Annotated in this window: 26 protein-coding genes; 21 read left to right on the top strand and 5 right to left on the bottom strand. The window is 33.4% G+C overall.

Annotation, left to right across the window (positions count from 1 at the left end):
* The first annotated feature begins 8 nt into the window (after window positions 1-8).
* The 4 genes from ABZC13_RS05145 to ABZC13_RS05130 all read left to right on the top strand — a co-directional run bounded on the left by ABZC13_RS05145 (window position 9) and on the right by ABZC13_RS05130 (window position 2,630).
* A complete protein-coding gene (locus tag ABZC13_RS05145; RefSeq protein ID WP_373001009.1) occupies window positions 9-821 on the top strand; it encodes a formate/nitrite transporter family protein in 813 nt (270 codons plus the stop codon).
* Between the two features lie 10 nt (window positions 822-831).
* Window positions 832-1,386, top strand: coding sequence for a manganese efflux pump MntP family protein (locus tag ABZC13_RS05140; protein WP_373001007.1), 555 nt, complete (start codon window positions 832-834; stop codon window positions 1,384-1,386).
* A gap of 134 nt (window positions 1,387-1,520) precedes the next feature.
* Window positions 1,521-2,027 carry a YeeE/YedE thiosulfate transporter family protein gene (locus ABZC13_RS05135; protein ID WP_373001005.1) on the top strand — a complete coding sequence of 169 codons (507 nt, stop codon included), beginning with the start codon at window positions 1,521-1,523 and terminating at the stop codon, window positions 2,025-2,027.
* Between the two features lie 3 nt (window positions 2,028-2,030).
* The gene (locus tag ABZC13_RS05130; protein ID WP_373001003.1) at window positions 2,031-2,630 is read left to right on the top strand and encodes a YeeE/YedE thiosulfate transporter family protein; all 600 of its coding nucleotides are present in this window, start codon (window positions 2,031-2,033) and stop codon (window positions 2,628-2,630) included.
* 6 nt (window positions 2,631-2,636) lie between these two features.
* On the opposite strand, the gene ABZC13_RS05125 is transcribed toward ABZC13_RS05130, so the two are convergent.
* Complete coding sequence (locus ABZC13_RS05125) at window positions 2,637-3,422, bottom strand: magnesium transporter CorA family protein (protein WP_373001001.1); 786 nt, start codon at window positions 3,420-3,422, stop codon at window positions 2,637-2,639.
* A gap of 13 nt (window positions 3,423-3,435) precedes the next feature.
* Window positions 3,436-4,869: a mechanosensitive ion channel domain-containing protein gene (locus ABZC13_RS05120; protein ID WP_373000999.1), complete on the bottom strand. Its 1,434-nt coding sequence runs from the start codon at window positions 4,867-4,869 to the stop codon at window positions 3,436-3,438.
* An 82-nt stretch (window positions 4,870-4,951) separates the two neighbouring features.
* Between ABZC13_RS05120 and ABZC13_RS05115 the strand changes: the two genes are divergently transcribed.
* From ABZC13_RS05115 to ABZC13_RS05095, 5 genes are all read left to right on the top strand, one after another.
* A complete protein-coding gene (locus tag ABZC13_RS05115; RefSeq protein ID WP_373000997.1) occupies window positions 4,952-5,374 on the top strand; it encodes an ATP-dependent zinc protease in 423 nt (140 codons plus the stop codon).
* An 11-nt stretch (window positions 5,375-5,385) separates the two neighbouring features.
* Window positions 5,386-6,318: a 30S ribosomal protein S6--L-glutamate ligase gene (rimK, locus tag ABZC13_RS05110; protein WP_373000995.1), complete on the top strand. Its 933-nt coding sequence runs from the start codon at window positions 5,386-5,388 to the stop codon at window positions 6,316-6,318.
* Window positions 6,319-7,368, top strand: coding sequence for a succinylglutamate desuccinylase/aspartoacylase family protein (locus tag ABZC13_RS05105; protein ID WP_373000993.1), 1,050 nt, complete (start codon window positions 6,319-6,321; stop codon window positions 7,366-7,368).
* Between the two features lie 2 nt (window positions 7,369-7,370).
* Window positions 7,371-8,426, top strand: coding sequence for a peptidase M42 (locus ABZC13_RS05100; RefSeq protein WP_373000991.1), 1,056 nt, complete (start codon window positions 7,371-7,373; stop codon window positions 8,424-8,426).
* A gap of 77 nt (window positions 8,427-8,503) precedes the next feature.
* Window positions 8,504-8,758 (top strand): hypothetical protein, encoded by a 255-nt coding sequence (locus tag ABZC13_RS05095; protein WP_373000989.1) that lies wholly within the window; start codon window positions 8,504-8,506, stop codon window positions 8,756-8,758.
* Window positions 8,759-8,760: 2 nt separating this feature from the next.
* Here ABZC13_RS05095 and ABZC13_RS05090 read toward each other — a convergent pair whose 3' ends face one another.
* Window positions 8,761-8,979, bottom strand: coding sequence for a hypothetical protein (locus ABZC13_RS05090; protein WP_373000987.1), 219 nt, complete (start codon window positions 8,977-8,979; stop codon window positions 8,761-8,763).
* Between the two features lie 96 nt (window positions 8,980-9,075).
* On the opposite strand from ABZC13_RS05090, the gene ABZC13_RS05085 reads away from it, so the two are divergent.
* The 6 genes from ABZC13_RS05085 to ABZC13_RS05060 all read left to right on the top strand — a co-directional run bounded on the left by ABZC13_RS05085 (window position 9,076) and on the right by ABZC13_RS05060 (window position 13,156).
* Complete coding sequence (locus ABZC13_RS05085) at window positions 9,076-9,318, top strand: hypothetical protein (RefSeq protein WP_373000985.1); 243 nt, start codon at window positions 9,076-9,078, stop codon at window positions 9,316-9,318.
* 20 nt (window positions 9,319-9,338) lie between these two features.
* On the top strand, window positions 9,339-10,238 hold the full coding sequence (locus ABZC13_RS05080) for a helix-turn-helix domain-containing protein (RefSeq protein WP_373000983.1): 900 nt from the start codon (window positions 9,339-9,341) through the stop codon (window positions 10,236-10,238).
* 110 nt (window positions 10,239-10,348) lie between these two features.
* Entirely contained in the window at window positions 10,349-11,062 is a 714-nt protein-coding gene (locus tag ABZC13_RS05075) for a pirin family protein (protein WP_373000981.1), read from the top strand.
* 32 nt (window positions 11,063-11,094) lie between these two features.
* The gene (locus ABZC13_RS05070; RefSeq protein WP_373000979.1) at window positions 11,095-11,664 is read left to right on the top strand and encodes a YceI family protein; all 570 of its coding nucleotides are present in this window, start codon (window positions 11,095-11,097) and stop codon (window positions 11,662-11,664) included.
* Window positions 11,665-12,009: 345 nt separating this feature from the next.
* Window positions 12,010-12,972 carry a D-alanine--D-alanine ligase gene (locus tag ABZC13_RS05065; protein WP_373000977.1) on the top strand — a complete coding sequence of 321 codons (963 nt, stop codon included), beginning with the start codon at window positions 12,010-12,012 and terminating at the stop codon, window positions 12,970-12,972.
* A gap of 40 nt (window positions 12,973-13,012) precedes the next feature.
* Window positions 13,013-13,156 (top strand): hypothetical protein, encoded by a 144-nt coding sequence (locus tag ABZC13_RS05060; RefSeq protein ID WP_373000975.1) that lies wholly within the window; start codon window positions 13,013-13,015, stop codon window positions 13,154-13,156.
* On the opposite strand, the gene ABZC13_RS05055 is transcribed toward ABZC13_RS05060, so the two are convergent.
* Together ABZC13_RS05055 and ABZC13_RS05050 are read right to left on the bottom strand one after the other, a co-directional pair.
* A complete protein-coding gene (locus ABZC13_RS05055) occupies window positions 13,153-13,293 on the bottom strand; it encodes a hypothetical protein (protein ID WP_373000973.1) in 141 nt (46 codons plus the stop codon). The two genes, ABZC13_RS05060 and ABZC13_RS05055, sit on opposite strands and share 4 nt — an antisense overlap.
* A 168-nt stretch (window positions 13,294-13,461) precedes the next feature.
* Window positions 13,462-13,899 carry a hemerythrin domain-containing protein gene (locus ABZC13_RS05050; protein WP_373000971.1) on the bottom strand — a complete coding sequence of 146 codons (438 nt, stop codon included), beginning with the start codon at window positions 13,897-13,899 and terminating at the stop codon, window positions 13,462-13,464.
* Window positions 13,900-14,051: 152 nt separating this feature from the next.
* Between ABZC13_RS05050 and ABZC13_RS05045 the strand changes: the two genes are divergently transcribed.
* From ABZC13_RS05045 to ABZC13_RS05020, 6 genes are all read left to right on the top strand, one after another.
* Window positions 14,052-14,468, top strand: coding sequence for a bacteriohemerythrin (locus tag ABZC13_RS05045; protein WP_373000969.1), 417 nt, complete (start codon window positions 14,052-14,054; stop codon window positions 14,466-14,468).
* The gene (locus tag ABZC13_RS05040) at window positions 14,465-14,662 is read left to right on the top strand and encodes a hypothetical protein (protein WP_008341047.1); all 198 of its coding nucleotides are present in this window, start codon (window positions 14,465-14,467) and stop codon (window positions 14,660-14,662) included. Before ABZC13_RS05045 ends, ABZC13_RS05040 begins: the two co-directional genes overlap by 4 nt.
* Window positions 14,663-14,675: 13 nt before the next feature.
* Window positions 14,676-15,347 carry a response regulator transcription factor gene (locus tag ABZC13_RS05035; RefSeq protein WP_373000967.1) on the top strand — a complete coding sequence of 224 codons (672 nt, stop codon included), beginning with the start codon at window positions 14,676-14,678 and terminating at the stop codon, window positions 15,345-15,347.
* Window positions 15,304-16,494 (top strand): sensor histidine kinase, encoded by a 1,191-nt coding sequence (locus ABZC13_RS05030; protein WP_373000965.1) that lies wholly within the window; start codon window positions 15,304-15,306, stop codon window positions 16,492-16,494. The genes ABZC13_RS05035 and ABZC13_RS05030 overlap by 44 nt, the downstream gene beginning before the upstream one ends.
* Before the next feature lie 73 nt (window positions 16,495-16,567).
* On the top strand, window positions 16,568-16,873 hold the full coding sequence (locus tag ABZC13_RS05025; protein WP_373000963.1) for a cytochrome c: 306 nt from the start codon (window positions 16,568-16,570) through the stop codon (window positions 16,871-16,873).
* A 13-nt stretch (window positions 16,874-16,886) separates the two neighbouring features.
* Window positions 16,887-17,210: a cytochrome C gene (locus ABZC13_RS05020; RefSeq protein ID WP_373000961.1), complete on the top strand. Its 324-nt coding sequence runs from the start codon at window positions 16,887-16,889 to the stop codon at window positions 17,208-17,210.
* Window positions 17,211-17,378 lie beyond the last annotated feature (168 nt).

Here is a 17,378-nt window from a genome sequence, read left to right as displayed (position 1 = left end):
AATATTATATGTCTTATTTACAACCCAGTGAGTTTGTTACTAAAATGGTTGACTCTGGTGAGTCTAAAGTATACATGTCAACCAAAGATACTGTCATCCGTGCTTTTATGGCAGGCGCCATACTTGGACTTGCTGCTGCCTTTGCCATTACCGTTTCCATACAAACCGGTTCACCGCTGGCTGGTGCGATGTTATTTCCTGTCGGGTTTATCATGCTCTATCTTATGGGTTTTGACCTGCTTACAGGAGTATTTGTTCTCGTTCCCTTAGCACTGCTGGATAAGAGACCCGGAGTTACTCTGAATCAAGTTCTTAGAAACTGGGGTCTTGTCTTTATAGGTAACTTCGCCGGTGCACTTATTGTTGCATTTATGATCTCATTTATCCTTACTTACGGCTACTCCATAGAACCGGGTATTGTCGGAGATAAGATAGCATCTATAGGAGAAGCCAGAACTCTAGGTTATAAGGAGCATGGCATAGCAGGATGGATGACAATCTTTATTCGCGGTATGTTATGTAACTGGATGGTCTCTATGGGTGTTGTAGGCGCTATGGTATCTACTTCTGTAAGTGGTAAAGCTATCGCTATGTGGATGCCGATAATGTTATTCTTTTATATGGGCTTTGAGCACTCTATTGTAAATATGTTTTTATTTCCTTTTTCTATGATTCTCGGTGGTGATTTTACCATCATGGATTATTTGATTTGGAATGAGATTCCAACAGTGCTTGGGAACCTCGTCGGTGGACTTACTTTTACAGGTCTTACTCTATACTCGACACATATTAAAACAGGTCCAAAAAGAGATCTAAAATAGGTAATAAATAATGTTTGAAGTTTTTCTACTCTCCTTCGCTCTTAGTATGGATGCCTTTGCTGTGTCAATTGGTCTTGGTGTTAAAAATAAAGTTTTTGATAAAACCTTAGCGCTTAAAGTTGCTCTATTTTTTGGTCTGTTTCAAGGTCTGATGCCACTATTTGGTTATTTCGCAAGCCTTGGTCTTGGAAGCATTATAGAATCTATTGACCATTGGATAGCATTTGTTTTACTGAGTATCATAGGCGGGAAAATGCTTTATGAAAGTTTTGGTGAAAATGTAGAAGATGAAATCTCAATCATTACAAATAAAGTACTGTTAATTTTGGCAATAGCTACAAGTATAGATGCCATGGCAGCAGGTTTCACATTGAATTTACTTCTGCTTGATCCATATATATCCATGATAATTATTGGTATAGTTACTTTTATATTTAGCTACTTCGGAGTTTTTGTAGGCTCAAGAGGCGGCGGATATTTAGAAGATAAGGCTGAAAAATTAGGCGGAATAGTTTTGATTGGGATAGGTCTAAAAATCCTGATAGAACATACATTACTAAGCTAATCATCTTTATTATCTGCATCTAACACTTCCATTCTATTTTAATTATAAATTCTTATTTATCTTTAATTAAGTATTCTAGCATATAATTTCAAAACGTTAACCTCTACTTAACGTTTTGAAATTAAAGGATAAATATGCCTCGTTCAATACCTTGGTGGGTCGGTGGAATCTCTATGACCTTGCTTTTTTACTTCACATTTTCTGTCTGGGGTGCCGATCGTCCGATTGGTGCATCTACCGGTATGTCTTACCTATCTAACATGATCTTTGGTCTTGATCCGGAGAACTATGAATATGCAGCGATTGTTGAGCAATCAGGTGCATGGGAAGGTGTAATGTTAGTCGGTGTATTTTTTGGCGGACTGTTTATGTCCGTGTTTGTTACAAAAACATTTCATATAAGCTACATACCTACACTATGGAAAGAGAGAAAAAACAAATCTGTTAAGTCTCGTATGATGTGGAGTTTTATAGCTGGCTTTCTTCTAGTGTTTGGCGCTCGTTTAGCCGGTGGATGCAATGCCGGTCATATACTCTCAGGTGGAAGCCAGCTTGCCGTGAGCGGGATGATATTTGCCGTTGTAGCATTAGGCACAGGAATGATTACAGGCAGATTTTTTTACAAAAGAAAAGGAGAGTAGGAGATGCTAGATAGAATCGCAAATATGTTTGACACAGTAGCTAAGGGAAGTCACGGCTCTGTTTGGCTTGTTCTGTTTATAGGCTTTGTTTTTGGTGCTATTATCCTGTACTCTCGTCTTGATAAATTTGAAAAAATGGCTGGTTTTATGATCTTTGAAGATACGTTGGTGCCAAGAATGGCTATGACTACAGTTGCTCTCTCTAGTGTCGGTTTTTACTTTTTAGTGCAATCCGGCTATGCAACATTCGATGTAAAACCAACAATATTAGGTGGACTGATTGTCGGAGCTATCCTTTTTGGTATAGGTCTTGTTATACTTGGAAAGTGCCCATCAGCATTTTTCGTATCAGTATCTGAGGGACGAGTAGATGCATTCGTCGGAGTGATTGGAGGAATGTTCGGTGGGCTTTTCTTTACACTGGGATATCCTTGGATAAAAGAACTACTGGGAACAGATCTGGGAAAGATAAGAATCACAGATTATTTTGATGGTTATGGTTTGATAATCACACTTGTTTTAAGTGCAACACTTTTAACTACAGCATACCTGCTTCCTACGATAGACTACAAAGATCCTGCTGATGAGAAAGAAAGTAGATAAATATTATTAATTTTTTTTACGAATAAAATTAATAATTAGAGTGGTGGTGACGGAGATAATTAGTATTAGCCCTATAACACTAAATGTACCTGTCGCTCCGGAAGTAAATGGTAAACCACTGGTATTCATACCAAAAAAACCGACTAACAAGTTAAGAGGTAAAAATATAGCTGAGATAATCGTTAAAGTGTAAATCAAATGGTTCATTTTTTCATTTGTTCTTGCGCTATAAAAATTGTAAAGATAATCTAACTTTGAAAATTGTAATGTGGCTGATCGTAATGTTCTATCTAAGTGTTCATGTAAATCTGCATAATTATTTATAGGAAAATTATCTGCTTCTTTGTATGACTCTATTACGTCAGAGATTGTAGCTGTGGTATGAATTAAAATTCTTTCAATTCGTAATATATCACGTTTTAATCCTAACCACTCATTCATAAAAGAGTCTGTGCTTTTATTTTCATATAATGTCTCTTCTATATTTGAAATAGAATCACGGTAATTTTCAAAAGACTTCAATAATTTATCTACTAAAGTATTTAATATTTTATGAGGAGCTTCAAAACGACTGTCAAGTTTTTGAAACTCATGCTTGCTTTTATCATAAAAAAAACTGCTATCATCAGTTATTATGAAGCCAATAGAAGTGAATGTAAGCTCTTTATTTATAATAGGCAGTCTGACTATAAGCATCTGATACTCTTCATTTGTATCAAATATTGATGGATGTATTTCGTTGCCCAAATCTTCTAAATGAAGGCTATTAACTGATTTAAGTATATCACTCATAATAATCCTTATATCACTTTATATAAAATGAAATGTTCTCTTCTTGGAATCGGTTAACAATCTTTTGACTTAGTTGAGATTTAAACTCCATAATCTGGTGATATGGAGTCACGTACCAAATATATAATATATAGCATGGTTCAACTGCATCCGGAACTAAATGTATGCGTGGTCTAAAGTCTCTACTACGCATATCATATCGTTTTTTCAAACTAACAAATTGCTTAGCAGCAACTTCCATATAACGCTCTGTTGCTTCAATAGTAATCTCTTGTACAATCTCTTCAACTTTTTGTGCATCTACTGAAAAAGGTATTCTAAACTCTATCAGATCGTAAATAGTTTTCATCTTATCATGCGTATAGTTATATACATAATTGTTCACAAAATAGTTGTTTGGGATGAAGATGATTCGTCCTGCTCGCTTTAACTGTACTGATGTAGTGTTGTTAATACTTTCATAAAGGGTTACTTTAAATGGTGAAATGTCAATAACTTCACCAATTACTTGCTGATTATTTACATTGATAAGAATTCTATCACCTAGTTTTATAAAATTACCAAATGACAGATGTAACCAAGAAACTATACTTTGAAGATACTCTTTCATAGAGATTGTAATAGCTGCTGCAATGAAACCAATAAGTGTTGCAGCATAGATGATATTGTTAATGTTAAAGATAACTATTACAAGTAACAAGAGTAGAAAAAAAGTTATGTTTAAAATCTTTTTTATCTTAAAAAGCTGATCCTCATTTTCTATACGTTTCGTAATAAAGTACTTCAGTAGATGAAATAGGATAAATATAAAAAATATGATGCCTATATTTAACATAATTCGAGGTAATTGTGTACTTTCATAGCTTTTTAATTCATGTAAATAAAGTTCTTGTTTATGCCTAAGTACTTCTGCTTTATGATCTAGAAGACCTTTGGCACTTTTGAAAAAATCAAGTGCCATTTGTAGCTGGTACTCTTTTGACGTATCTTTTACTTCTTTTTTGCTAACAAGCTCAAGCTCTGCATTTAAGTGTTTTAGAGCTTCGAGGTACTCTTCTTTTACAAAAGTTAATTTTTTAGTTTGTATAGCATAGTTACTTTTTTGATTTTTTAATAAATACTCTATAAAACTGATTTCTTTGAACGTATCCCCTATAGTGATTTTTTCAAGCATAGCATCAAATGATTGTGGAAGTTCATCAAGGATTTTTTTCTTACTTGTTTGGAGTTTAAGAAGTTGGGTAAGTTCTATTTTGTTCTTACCGACAGCTTTTTGTACTGTCTTTTCTAGTGATTTTATCTCATCATCAAGAGTCTGTGCTCTAAGTAGATTACTATAAATCTGAAGCCAGCTGTTATTGTCTTTTTCAAGATAGCTAAATTCATCTGCAAAAGAGATAGATACTAGTAAAAATAAACTAGCTATATAGCCCAGTATTAATTTCATAACAGACCCCAATTTGTAATATTTTATAGATAATTATACACTAATAAAATGATATAATTTAAATTAGTAATAGGAGTTTTAAATGGCTGAAAAAAAAATCATTGGTAAAAAAGAAATTATCTCAATTATTGACTTGGAGCTTTATGAACTGGACGCAAAAGTGGATACCGGGGCGGATTCTAACGCTTTGCATTGCGATGATATATTTATAGATGATGATAATATTGTACACTTTAAACTGTTGGATGAAGTTCATGAAGCATATCATGGAAAGCATATGAAAATGCCCCTTTTTGAAATGAGAAAAATAAGAAGTTCAAACGGAAAACTTCAGCATAGACCATCTATCAAAGTAAAAGTTAATTTTTTTGGTCAAGAGTATGAAACGGTTGTCTCACTAACTAACCGTGCAGATATGAAATACCCTATGTTGATAGGAAGGAAATTTTTGGAAAATAAATTTTTAGTTGATGTTTCGCAAGAATATCTAAGTAAACAAGTATAAAAGGGAAAACCATGAGAGTCTATATATTATCTAGGAATAAAGCGTTGTACTCAACAAAAAGATTAGTAGAAGCGGCTGAGCAAAAAGGTTGGGAAGTAAGAGTAATCGATTATTTAAAATGTAGTATTGAGATTATGAAGGGTGAATTGCATGTTAACTATCTAGGTGAGCAGTTGCCGACTCCAGATGCAATTATTCCTAGAATTGGTGCAAGTAGAACTTTTTATGGAACTGCTATGGTGAGACACTTTGAGATGATGGATGTGTTTTCTACATCAGGTAACCTTGCAATAGCAAGAAGTAGAGATAAATTAAGAAGTTTGCAAATACTCTCAAAATATGGTGTAGATATGCCAAGAACGGTTTTTGCATCAAATAAATCAAGTGCAAAAGATGTAATTGCCTTGAGCGGTGGAGCACCACTTGTTCTTAAAATACTTGAAGGCACTCAGGGTGTTGGTGTAGTGCTTGTAGACACTGAAAAAGCAGCAAAATCAGTTTTAGATGCATTTTATGGAATGGACGTAAATCTACTTGTTCAAGAGTTTATTGAGGAAGCAGGTGGAGCTGATATCCGAGTATTTATAGTTGGTGGTGAGATTGTAGGCGCGATGAAACGTCAAGGTGCAGCTGGAGAGTTTAGATCAAATCTTCATCAAGGTGGAAGTGCAACAGCTCACAAGCTTACTAGAAAAGAAAAAGCAACTGCTTTAGCGGCTGCTAAGGCTATGGGTCTTGGTGTATGTGGAGTAGATATGATTCCTTCAGCCCGAGGTCCTCTTGTAATGGAAGTTAACTCTTCTCCTGGACTTGAAGGTATTGAAAAGTCTACATATATAGATATAGCTGGGAAAATTATGGATTATATAGAAAAAAATGTAACTCCAGCATCTGAAGAAACTACTAAAAAAAGAAAAATAAAAAGAGATAGTATAGGAGCTTAGATGCCTGATTCAAAGTTTATTTTAGGTGGACAAGAAATAGGACTTGGTGTAAATATGACAATCAATCTTGATCTACCAAAACTTTATAATACTCCTACTCAACTACCAGTAAGAGTTATTAGAGGTAAGAGAAAAGGTCCAATAGTTTTTATAAGCGCTGCTATCCATGGTGATGAGCTAAATGGTATAGAGATTATAAGACGATTTAGAAAGTTAAATATTTTAAAAAGGTTAAGTGGAACACTTATCTTGGTTCCGATTGTAAATGTTTACGGGATTATGACTTTATCACGTTACTTGCCTGACAGAAGAGATTTAAATAGAAGTTTTCCAGGTAGTACAAAAGGCTCATTAGCGAGTAGAGTAGCAAAAATATTTTTTGACGAGATTGTACAAAAGTGTGATTTGGGTATTGATTTACATACTGCTTCTATTCATAAATCTAATCTTCCTCAAGTCAGAACAAATATTGATAATGCATATACGTTTAATTTAGCGAAAGCTTTTCAAGCTCCCGTTGTATTACACTCTGAACTTAGAGATGGTTCTCTTCGTGCAGTTGCACAAGAAAATGGTGTCCCTATACTTTTGTATGAGGCTGGAGAAGCTTTGAGGTTTGATGAAACAAGCATTAGAATCGGAGTGCATGGAATCGTAAATGTTTTAAGAGAAAATGGTATGCTCCCAAAAGTAGTGAGAAAAACGCCTAGAAAAATCCCAATAATTACACGAAGCAGTAAGTGGATACGTTCAAGTGAAAGTGGAATGCTTAGAACCATAAAAGCACTAGGAGATACGGTAGAAAAAGATGAAATAATAGCATATATAGATGAGCCTCTTGATAATAAAAGCTTTGAGATTCTCTCACCTTTTGACGGTGTTATTATAGGAAAATCTGAAATCCCACTAGTTCAAGAAGGTGATGCAGTATTTCATATTGCCAAGTTTGGTAATCTTGAAATGGCAGATGATAAGATAGAGTATTTTAATGAAGATGCAATTGAGTCAAGTGAATTTTATGAGCTTAATAATGAAGATATAATCGAGTAAATATGGAACAATTTTATGATATTTTAAAGCAACTTATTCGTATCCCGAGTGTTGTTGGAGCTGAACACTCTTTTTTTATGTTTGTAAAAAGAGAACTAGAAGAGCTGGGAGTAAAAGTTGAGTATTATGACGGAGTGCTTGTGGCAAAAGGTGATGAACCTACAAGTGGATATATGTCAGCTCATGCAGATAGACATGGACTTATTTGTACAGGACACAACGAGTTCCAATATGCAGCATTTATCGCAAAAAATAGAGCTGATTTGACCGGTGATTCCAATTCTGAACAATTACTACATAACTTTACATCTAGATTTGTTGATGAAAAAGTTCAGGCCTATCAGCCTTGGTCAGGAAGTTACCTTGGTTTAGGGGTTATAAAAGATGCTTTTTTATGTGAGAGAAGAAACAATATAATCTTTAAAGTTGATGGGTTTGACTATTTATTTCCAGGCACTCCTATAGCATTTGTAGACAAACTTGAGATACAAGACGATCTAATATCTGCACAACTTGATAATGTTATATCTGTAGCAATTATGATTTATATGTATCATATCGGCTATAAAGGTACATCCTTTTTTACAGCATCTGAAGAGGCTGGTAAAAGTTGGAGATTTTTACTTGAATGGTTTAGAAGGTTTAATATAACTACCGACGAGTTGCTTGTATTAGATACAAGTCCATATGATACTTTAGAAGATATTAACGCTCTAGACATTGTTTTAAGAAACAGAGATGCAAATGCAGTGTTTAGGTCATCACTAAAGAACAAGATAAAAAATATAGCGATAGAAGAACATATAAAATATCATTTTAAAGATGCATATTTGAAAAATAAAATGTCTCAAACAAACACTAAAGGCTCTCTTGGTACTACAGAACTTGGAAGGTTGATTAAGGCAACAAAAGGTCAGATTCAGGGTACTACACTGCAGTTACCTACTATCGGATATCACACGGTTAATGAAACAACATCCATAAAGGCTGTTGAAAGTATGATTAAAGTTTTAACAAGATTATATATTGAAACAGAAAAAGAGGTTATGGCATTTTAAAAACTTTCAGACAATAATTATATTATAAGAATATTATATTATAATTATTAAGCTAAATTATTTGGAGGATATGTTCTATGAAAAATATTTTTATACTAGTACTTATAATTAACTCTTTTTTATTCGCTGCAGATGCCAAACAAGAGACAAAAATAGATAAAGAAATCCAAAAACAGATGGAGAGAGAAAAGAAGTATGCAAAAGAGCAGATTTTTTATCAAGCTAAAGATTACGATTTAAAAAGCTTCGAGGTAAATGTTGATGCTATAAAGTCTGGCCCTGTACTAGATATTGACTATTCAGACAGTGATGATGTTTTGGATATGGACTAAGTTTATAAAATACGTACTTTCATAATCATCTTATCCATTCCGTAAGGGTCAATAACGTTAAAGTAGATACTTCCGTTGTTTACCAAGGCTATGCCATTTCCTTTTTCTATAGTCTCTTCACCATTGTAGTAATCTTTATTTTGATACTCTATATGATAAGATTCTCCGGCTACAATGTTTAAATCTTTCAACTCTTCTTGTGTATGAGGTGTAAAAGCCATCTCTAAAGTCCTTATATAATTATGTTAGTATAGCATCTCTTTAAAATTGATACTTAAATATTGAGTATAATGTTTTAAAAATTATTGGAATAAAATATGAATGAAATAAAATTATCTGTAGACGATGAAAACTTAGAAACTCTGCTTACAATACTAAAAAACTTAAACCCTGAACTAGTTACTAATCTTGAGATAAACGGTAAAAAAGACAAAGTAAAAGCCACTCAATATAAACCTAAAACAAATAGAATAATCAAAGAACAAGATTCAGGAGTCAACGACTCTACTGGTAAGTATATTAACCCGCTTGCTTATAAACAAAGGCTAAAAAAGAAGTAATATAGATTAGAAGGATGATTATGCAGAACTCTCCACTTATAACTATTGAACAAACTCTAAATCAATATAAAGAACTGCATGCTAAAAATCCATCTTTTGGTATGGATACCTATGCTAAAGATTTTAAGCCCGATAACTTCGTAATCCTGACAAATAATGGAAAAGGGAATAAGGGTATTCCTATTAGATGCGCACATTATATTTGTATTCTTGCACTAAAAGGTGGTTCTATTCGCCATGTTAATCAATATGATTACAACATAACTGCACAATCTCTACAACTTTTGGTACCAGGTGTAATTCATTCATTTGAAGATACTCAACCAAATTCAGAGTTTATAGTTTTAGTATTCAATAGAGATTTTTTACCCCAAGAAGTTGAAGAGCTTCTTGCTTTTCATAATAAACATCTGCAGTCTATAGACCTGGATTGTTTAGAATTTAAAAATGTATTAAATATATATGAGCAGATAAACATAGAGTATAAAAATCTAAAAAGTGATTATCAGGAGATTACTAAACATCTCATAATACAGCTTTTATACATACTCAAACGAGAAAAACTAGCTAAACCAAAAATAGAAATTAAAAATAGAGCTCAGCAGATTAGTAATAAATTTTTATCTCTGATAGAAGAACATTTTGTAGAGTACAAAAGTGTAAAATCATACGCTGATATTTTAAATATAACTCCTAAGCATCTAAGTGAGACCATAAAAGTGAGCCTTGGTAAATCAGCACTACACTTTATACACAAACGTATCATAAAAGAGATTCAATATCTTCTATGTTATAGCGATATAAGCATCAAGCAGATCTCTTCTAATCTAAACTTTGAAAACAGTTCTGAACTTGGACGTTTTTTTAAACGTTACGAAGGACTTAGTCCCAACACTTATCGACTCAATTTTCATAACTAAAACTTCCTAATCCGTACTATTGCATATTATTACGATATTTTACTCTTTCAATTTATATTTCCAAATTGTTATACTTTACCATAACAAAAAGTAAATGCAAGGAGTCTAAAATGTCAAATATTATTCATAGAGCCTCTCAAAGAGGTGTTGCAGAACATGGCTGGTTACATAGTCGTTTCAGTTTTTCATTTGCCGAGTATTATAATCCTGAGCGTATTGGATATGGAGCACTTCGAGTTATAAATGATGACATCATAGAAGCTGGACAAGGGTTTCCTATGCATCCACATAAAGAGATGGAAATCATCTCTTTAGTCACTAAAGGTAGTTTAGAGCATAGTGATTCGCAAGGGAACCATGGAGTGATAAATGAAGGAGAGATTCAGTATATGAGTGCTGGCTCAGGAGTCCGCCATTCTGAGTACAATCCTTCTCAGAGCCAGAGTGTTGAGTTATTTCAGATATGGATATATCCTAATCAAAAAGGTGGAGAGCCTTTATATGACCAACGTGATTTTAACGCTATAGAGCAGTTAAATCACTGGGTAGTATTGGCTTCGCCAGATGCAAGAGATCATTCTATAAAAATGAGACAAGACGCTTTTATCTTTACTACTAAACTTGAGCGTGGAGCAAGCATAGAATTGCCAACTTTAAATGATGGAAATGGACACTTGCTCTTTGTTATAGAAGGCAGTATTGAGATTGCAGGAGATGTACTAAACAAAAGAGATGAAATACAAATCACTGATAAGGAGACTGATACTATTAAAGCATTGGCTGACACCCATCTAATGTTGTTTGAAGTGCCAATGCACAGATAACTAAAAATAAATTATTACTAAAAGGATATAAAATGAACAAATTGATTACTACGCTGGTTATTGCAGCCCTAAGCTCAACTGCACTTTTAGCAGGAGCATATAATGTTGATACAAGTCACTCGAACATTGGTTTTAAAGTTAAGCACATGATGATATCAAACGTCATAGGTAAGTTTGACAAATTTAGTGGTTCATTTGAATATGATGAAAAAACAAATACTCTAAAAGAGTTAAGTGGAACGATTAAAGTAGATTCTATCAATACAGCAAACCAAAAAAGAGATGCACATCTAAAATCTGCTGAATTGTTTAATGCCGATAAATTCCCCGAAATCAAGTTTGTTTTACAAAAGACAGATTCTGAATATGCATATGGAACACTGACAATGCATGGAGTTACAAAGGATGTAAAACTAAACTTAGAAAACAATGGAATGGTAAAAGACCCTTGGGGAAATACTAGAGTCGGTCTAGAATTGACAGGTAAACTTAGTAGAAAAGACTATGGTATTACTTGGAATACAGTTTTAGAAGCGGGTGGTGTTGCTGTTGGTGATACTATTAAATTAGACATTCAAATAGAGGGAATATTAGCGAAATAATCGCTAATATCCTTTTCCGATTTTCTTGCAATTAACTCGTCGAACATCTCTGTAAGCTAACATATAGTATAATACCCTCGTAAATAAATACTCTCTCCTAGGCAAGTAGGACCCATTCTAGATATGTGGTGTACTTATCATTTTTACTTAAAGTTATTTCTTTTAAAGAAATAAGTCCTTCTGTTGTATGCGTTTAGCAATATTTCACAGGTTACGCAAACACTCAAAACGAGCTCCACATGTTACTTTTCCCAATAGTGGGAAATTTCATATATATTTATGATGACTTATACCTGGATTATTTCCATATTAGGCGCATCTTTACCTACTAAAAAAAGTGATACCATGAAAATAGAAATTATAACAACAGAGAATGAGGCTTTAAAAGAGACTGGGTTTGGATCGATTAAAGCTTGTAACGGCGTGTTAGACTCGATAAATCTAATGGATCACAGTGCCATACTAAATGTATGTCAAACAATAGAACAATTAAATGATGTTGTACATAGAAAACCTGACTTAGTCATTTTGGCAGTTAAATATATTATTACTGAAGATGAGGGAACTATCTGGCTCTCAGAATTTTTTGAAAAAAACGGTATCAACTTTTCCGGATCCCAAAGAGATACTTTGATGTTTGATTCTGACAAAGTTCTTGCAAAAGAATATTTAAAAGACAGAAGTATCTCTACTGCAAGATATTTTACTGCAATCCCTGGGCAATATACACGAGACTATGACATACCTATTAATTATCCTCTGTTTTTAAAACCATCAGATGCAGCAAATGGGAATGGAGTCGATGAGTTTTCATTTGTGAACAGTTTCGCTGAGTTTGAGAAAAAAGTATCATCCCTGTATAAGATGTATGAGCTTCCTGTTTTAGTTGAAGAGTATTTGGATGGACAGGAATTCACCGTAGCTATGATAAAAACAAAAAGTGGAGATTTATTAGTTTCATCTGTTGAAGTCATACCACCTAGAGCAAATAATGGCATTAGGATTCTGGGAGAAAAAGTAGTTGAGAGCTATCCGGAAGGACTCAAAGTTATTGAAGATAATATTGTTATGGAGAGAGTAAAAAAACTTGCTATTGATGTTTATATGGACTTAGGAATAAGAGATTATGGAAGAATAGATATAAAGAGTAATACAAGTGGACAATGTTTTTTTATGGAAGCTAACCTGGTCCCGGGAATGACAAACGGTTCTAGTTATTTTCCTAAAGCATTTGAGATGGAACTTGGTCTTAGTTATGAAGAAGTAATTAAGCTCATTGTTGACGAAGGTATAAGTAGAGTCCAATAGAACTAGAACTTATTAAATATTAAAATAAAGAGGATTATTAATGGCTAAAACAAACTACAGTTATGAAAAACGTGCACGTGAGATTGAAAAACAGAAGAAAAAAGAAGAAAAGCGTAAGAAAAAGCAACCTCAAAATGATGAAGCAACTCAAGAAGATGCTTCATCACCTTCAGACAGTGACTAAACCAATAAATTTAGCTGGTGTAACGTTTCTTTAAATCCCTCTGTAGTGCCTTTTTCGGCTGCTTTCTGAGTGTCTTTAATCTCTTTTTGCAACTCAGAACCATTTGATAAAGCCTTTTGAGAATCGATATTTTTCATAGAATAACCTGGTTGGTCCATAATACTATAGATATTGCTTAAGCTAGTGCTAATAGTAGACATAACAACTTCACTCCTAAAATGTTTTATTTGTGAATTGTAATGTAAAATTTATAATAATTACCTAAGATTAAATCATAAATATATTATTTATTGAAACAAAGTTCCTTAGTGAACCAGACTTCTCATACGTGAGATGATATGGTCTGCATCATCACCTAGGTGTTGCTGAATCATTGTATAGAGCATCTGCTCCTCTTTCATGTTGTGTTGCTGCATTAGTATCATGAGTGTCTCAGATAGACTGAAAAATTTGTCATTGTCCTTTGACTCAGCCGCATCTTGCATCTTAGATAGAAGCTCTCTCATCTGTTCATGCTCCATCACCATAACTTGTGTCGGGCCTTCCCTCATACCAGTCTTTTGTTCAAACATCGGAAAAAGCACCATTTCTTCCATCTTAAAGTGGTTTGTCAAAGCATCTTGAAATGTTTCAAATCTTGTTAGAGCCTCATCGCTCTTAGAAGCAACTGCATTTTCCATTTCTATGAAAATCTCATCGCAGTCTCTATGGTCTTGAGTCATAAACTCTTTAATATCTGACATTGCATCTCCTAGTCTATTTTGATGACATAATAACTTCTTTGAAAAAAAAGCTTATTGATAGTTGTCAACTAACTTATCATATTTCGCTCTCAAGATTAGTAAAATTGTCTTTTTCATTGTAGTCCTTGAGTTGTTATGTTAGTATATCATTTATGATAGAACTTAACACTATGCCACTGGTACCTATTGATAGTATGAATGAAACTCATATGGAAGAAGTAGAGATAATCAACAAATTGTTGACTCAACTCGAAGCTAAAGCAGACTTTGGAGCTATTTCTAAAACTTTTGAAGAACTTCTTGAGCATATGCAAGAACATTTTGCCACCGAAGAGAAGATGATGCAAGATGCTCACTACCCTTCACTTAATATGCACAAAGCAGACCACGACAAAGTGCTCAATGAAACACGATATGCTGAGATGGAGTGGCGAAACAGAAAAGAAGTAGATGCTCTAAAAGCTTACTTCGAAGAAGAGATACTCACGTGGTTAGACCAACATATCAAAGCGATGGACACACCAATGGCAGAATTTATTGGAACAAAACATGCAAGGTATGGTTTATGAAACAAGTAGAAATATGTTCAAATTGTTATGCACATTTAATGGAAAACAGAATCTATCTCTATGTAGATAATGAGTTTACAGAGCTTCTATATATAGATGATGTTGAAAATTTAGATGATCCTATCCCACACATCGTTAGAGAAATAGAACTTTCATCTCGACCTAGTTTATATAGTTGTGTAGAGTTGATATAGGATATAATAATTCATGAAAAAGAAACTCTTACTCCTTGAAGATGACCTTGCTTTAAATGAGACAGTTGTTGATTATTTTGAAAGTCTTGGGTTTAGTGTTACCCCGGTATATGATGGTAATAGTGCTCTAGATGCTATCTATGAAAACAACTTTGACCTTTTCCTGCTAGATGTCAATGTCCCGGATATAAATGGTTTTGAGATACTAAAATCTGTAAGAGAGCAGGGTTCTACTACACCTGCAATTTTCATAACTTCACTGAACTCTATTAGTGACTTGGAAAATGGATATGATAGCGGATGCGATGACTATATAAGAAAACCATTTGTATTAAAAGAGTTAAAGTTAAGAGTAGAGAGCATTTTAAAAAGGGATTTTTTTCATAATGAGAGCAGTAAAATACAGATAGATGCAAACATTTACTATGATACAAATAGCAACTTGCTAACTGTCAACAATGATGAGGTGCAACTAAACAACAAAGACGCAAAACTGTTAAAACTTTTTTTGCAAAACAAAGACACTCTTGTAACTCATGAAGTTATATACGCGACTCTTTGGGAATATGGTGAAGAGATAAGTGAAAGTGCCTTGCGAACGTATATAAAAAATCTACGAAAATACTTAGGGAAAGAAAAAATTGTCAGTATTAAAAAACTTGGATATAGATTTACCACAAAGTGAAAAAAAGACACTATATAGGTTCTTATCTTTATATGTTTTTTTTACCATTGTCATTTTAGGTTTAACTATATCCCTATACTATACTCTGCAAAAAGAGTTGGCGAGCAGTCAAAGAACAATAGTCTTAGATGAGTATGCAAATGAGTTTTTAATAGCACTAGAAGAGCTTCATAATGATAAAACAGACACTCTGTTATACCCAACAGATGCCAAGTTCAAAACTTCTCTTTATGGGAAGGATTATAAACTTATATATTCAACCTTATCCAATCCTAAAAACCTACTCACAGAAGTAACATATACAAATAACAAAATCATAAGATACGTAACTCAACCAGAAAAGTACTATCTAAATACCCAATATATTATAGTGGAGATGATGGATGATAAAGAGTGGCTAAATGAGACTATTAAAACCATCGTCATATACAGTTCTATATTTTTTATCTTTATGTTAGTTGTAGGATATTTTTTATTAAACCTGTTTTTAAAGCCTATGAGAGATGCTCTGCATCTGCTAGATACATTTATAAAAGATACTACACATGAGTTAAATACTCCAGTAAGTACGGTTATGACAAATATTGAGCTTATTGATAAAGATAGCATCCAAGATAAGTATCTTTTAAAAAGTATCAATAGAATAGACATAGGGGTAAAGACCATATCTAACATATATGATGACCTGACTTACTTAGTGTTAAACAATAAAATCGTATCAAATAATCAAGATATAAATCTAAAAGAACTTATAGAACAGAGAATTGAATACTTTTCAATTTTAGCAAATATGAAAAAGATAAAAGTTATAACAAACCTAGATGCAGATGCAGTATTAAATATTGACAGTAAAAAGCTCTCTAAACTAATCGATAATATTTTATCAAATGCAATTAAGTACAACAAGATAAACGGTTCAATATATATAGATTTAAAAGCAAATAACCTTACCATCAAAGACACAGGCAAAGGTATAAAAGAAGAGCATATAGATTCGATGTTCGATAGATATGCTAGATTTGATAAGATAGTCGGTGGTTTTGGTATTGGTTTAAATATCGTAAAAATGATCTGTAATGAGTATGGATTAACTATAAATATAACATCAAAATTTGGCAACTGGACAGAAGTTTCTGTCTCTTGGTAAATTCCACAATCATTCCACAATCATTACATATACTACTCTTGTAATAAAAATTTACACTATTTAGGAGAGTAAAATGAAAACAATTAATAAAGTGCTATTAGGTTTAGCGGTAGTAGGTTCACTAACAGTAGCAGCGGCAGATGGTGCAAAACTATATAAAAGCTGCGGGGCATGTCATGGTGCAAGTGGTGAGAAAAAAGCCTTAGGTAAATCAGCAGTGATTAAAGGTTGGGACGCTACAAAAATAGTTGAAGCTTTAAACGGATATAAAGCGGGAACTTATGGCGGAGCAATGAAAGGCTTAATGAAAGGTCAAGTAAAAGCTTTAGATGATGCACAGATTGAAGCTTTAGCAAAATATATTGAATCAAAAAAATAGATAAGGGGAAATTATGAACAAGTTATTAAAATTAGTATTAGCTAGTGTAATGGTACTGGCTGTGAGTACAACAGCTGCATCTGCGGATGTTGCAAAGGGACAAAAACTTTATCTTAAAAAACTAAAAGGTTCTTGTGGCATGAATGGTGCCAAAATGTCTACTCAACACTCTCAGAGTGAGTGGGAAACTTTTAAAGAAGAAGGTAAGCTTGCAGATGAACTTAAAAAAATCTGTCCAAAAGCTCCAAGTAAAGCTTTACAAGAGAAATATCTTGAGCACTACTATGATTTCTTTTTTGAATATGCTAACGATAGCGGTAACGTTCCTTCTTGTTAAAAGAAAGAAAAATATAAAACTAAATTAAAGGAAAACAAAATGGATAGAAGAAAATTTTTAGGCGTAGGTCTTGCAGCATTTGCTGCAATAGTTGTGCCAGGAACAGATTTAAGAGCGATAGATTTCAGAACGACTATGCCAAAAGCGTGGGAAGTAGAAAAGACAGTT

Source organism: Sulfurimonas sp. (genome assembly GCF_041563035.1).
Taxonomy (GTDB): Bacteria; Campylobacterota; Campylobacteria; order Campylobacterales; family Sulfurimonadaceae; genus Sulfurimonas.
This window is presented reverse-complemented; position numbering and strand designations above follow the sequence as displayed.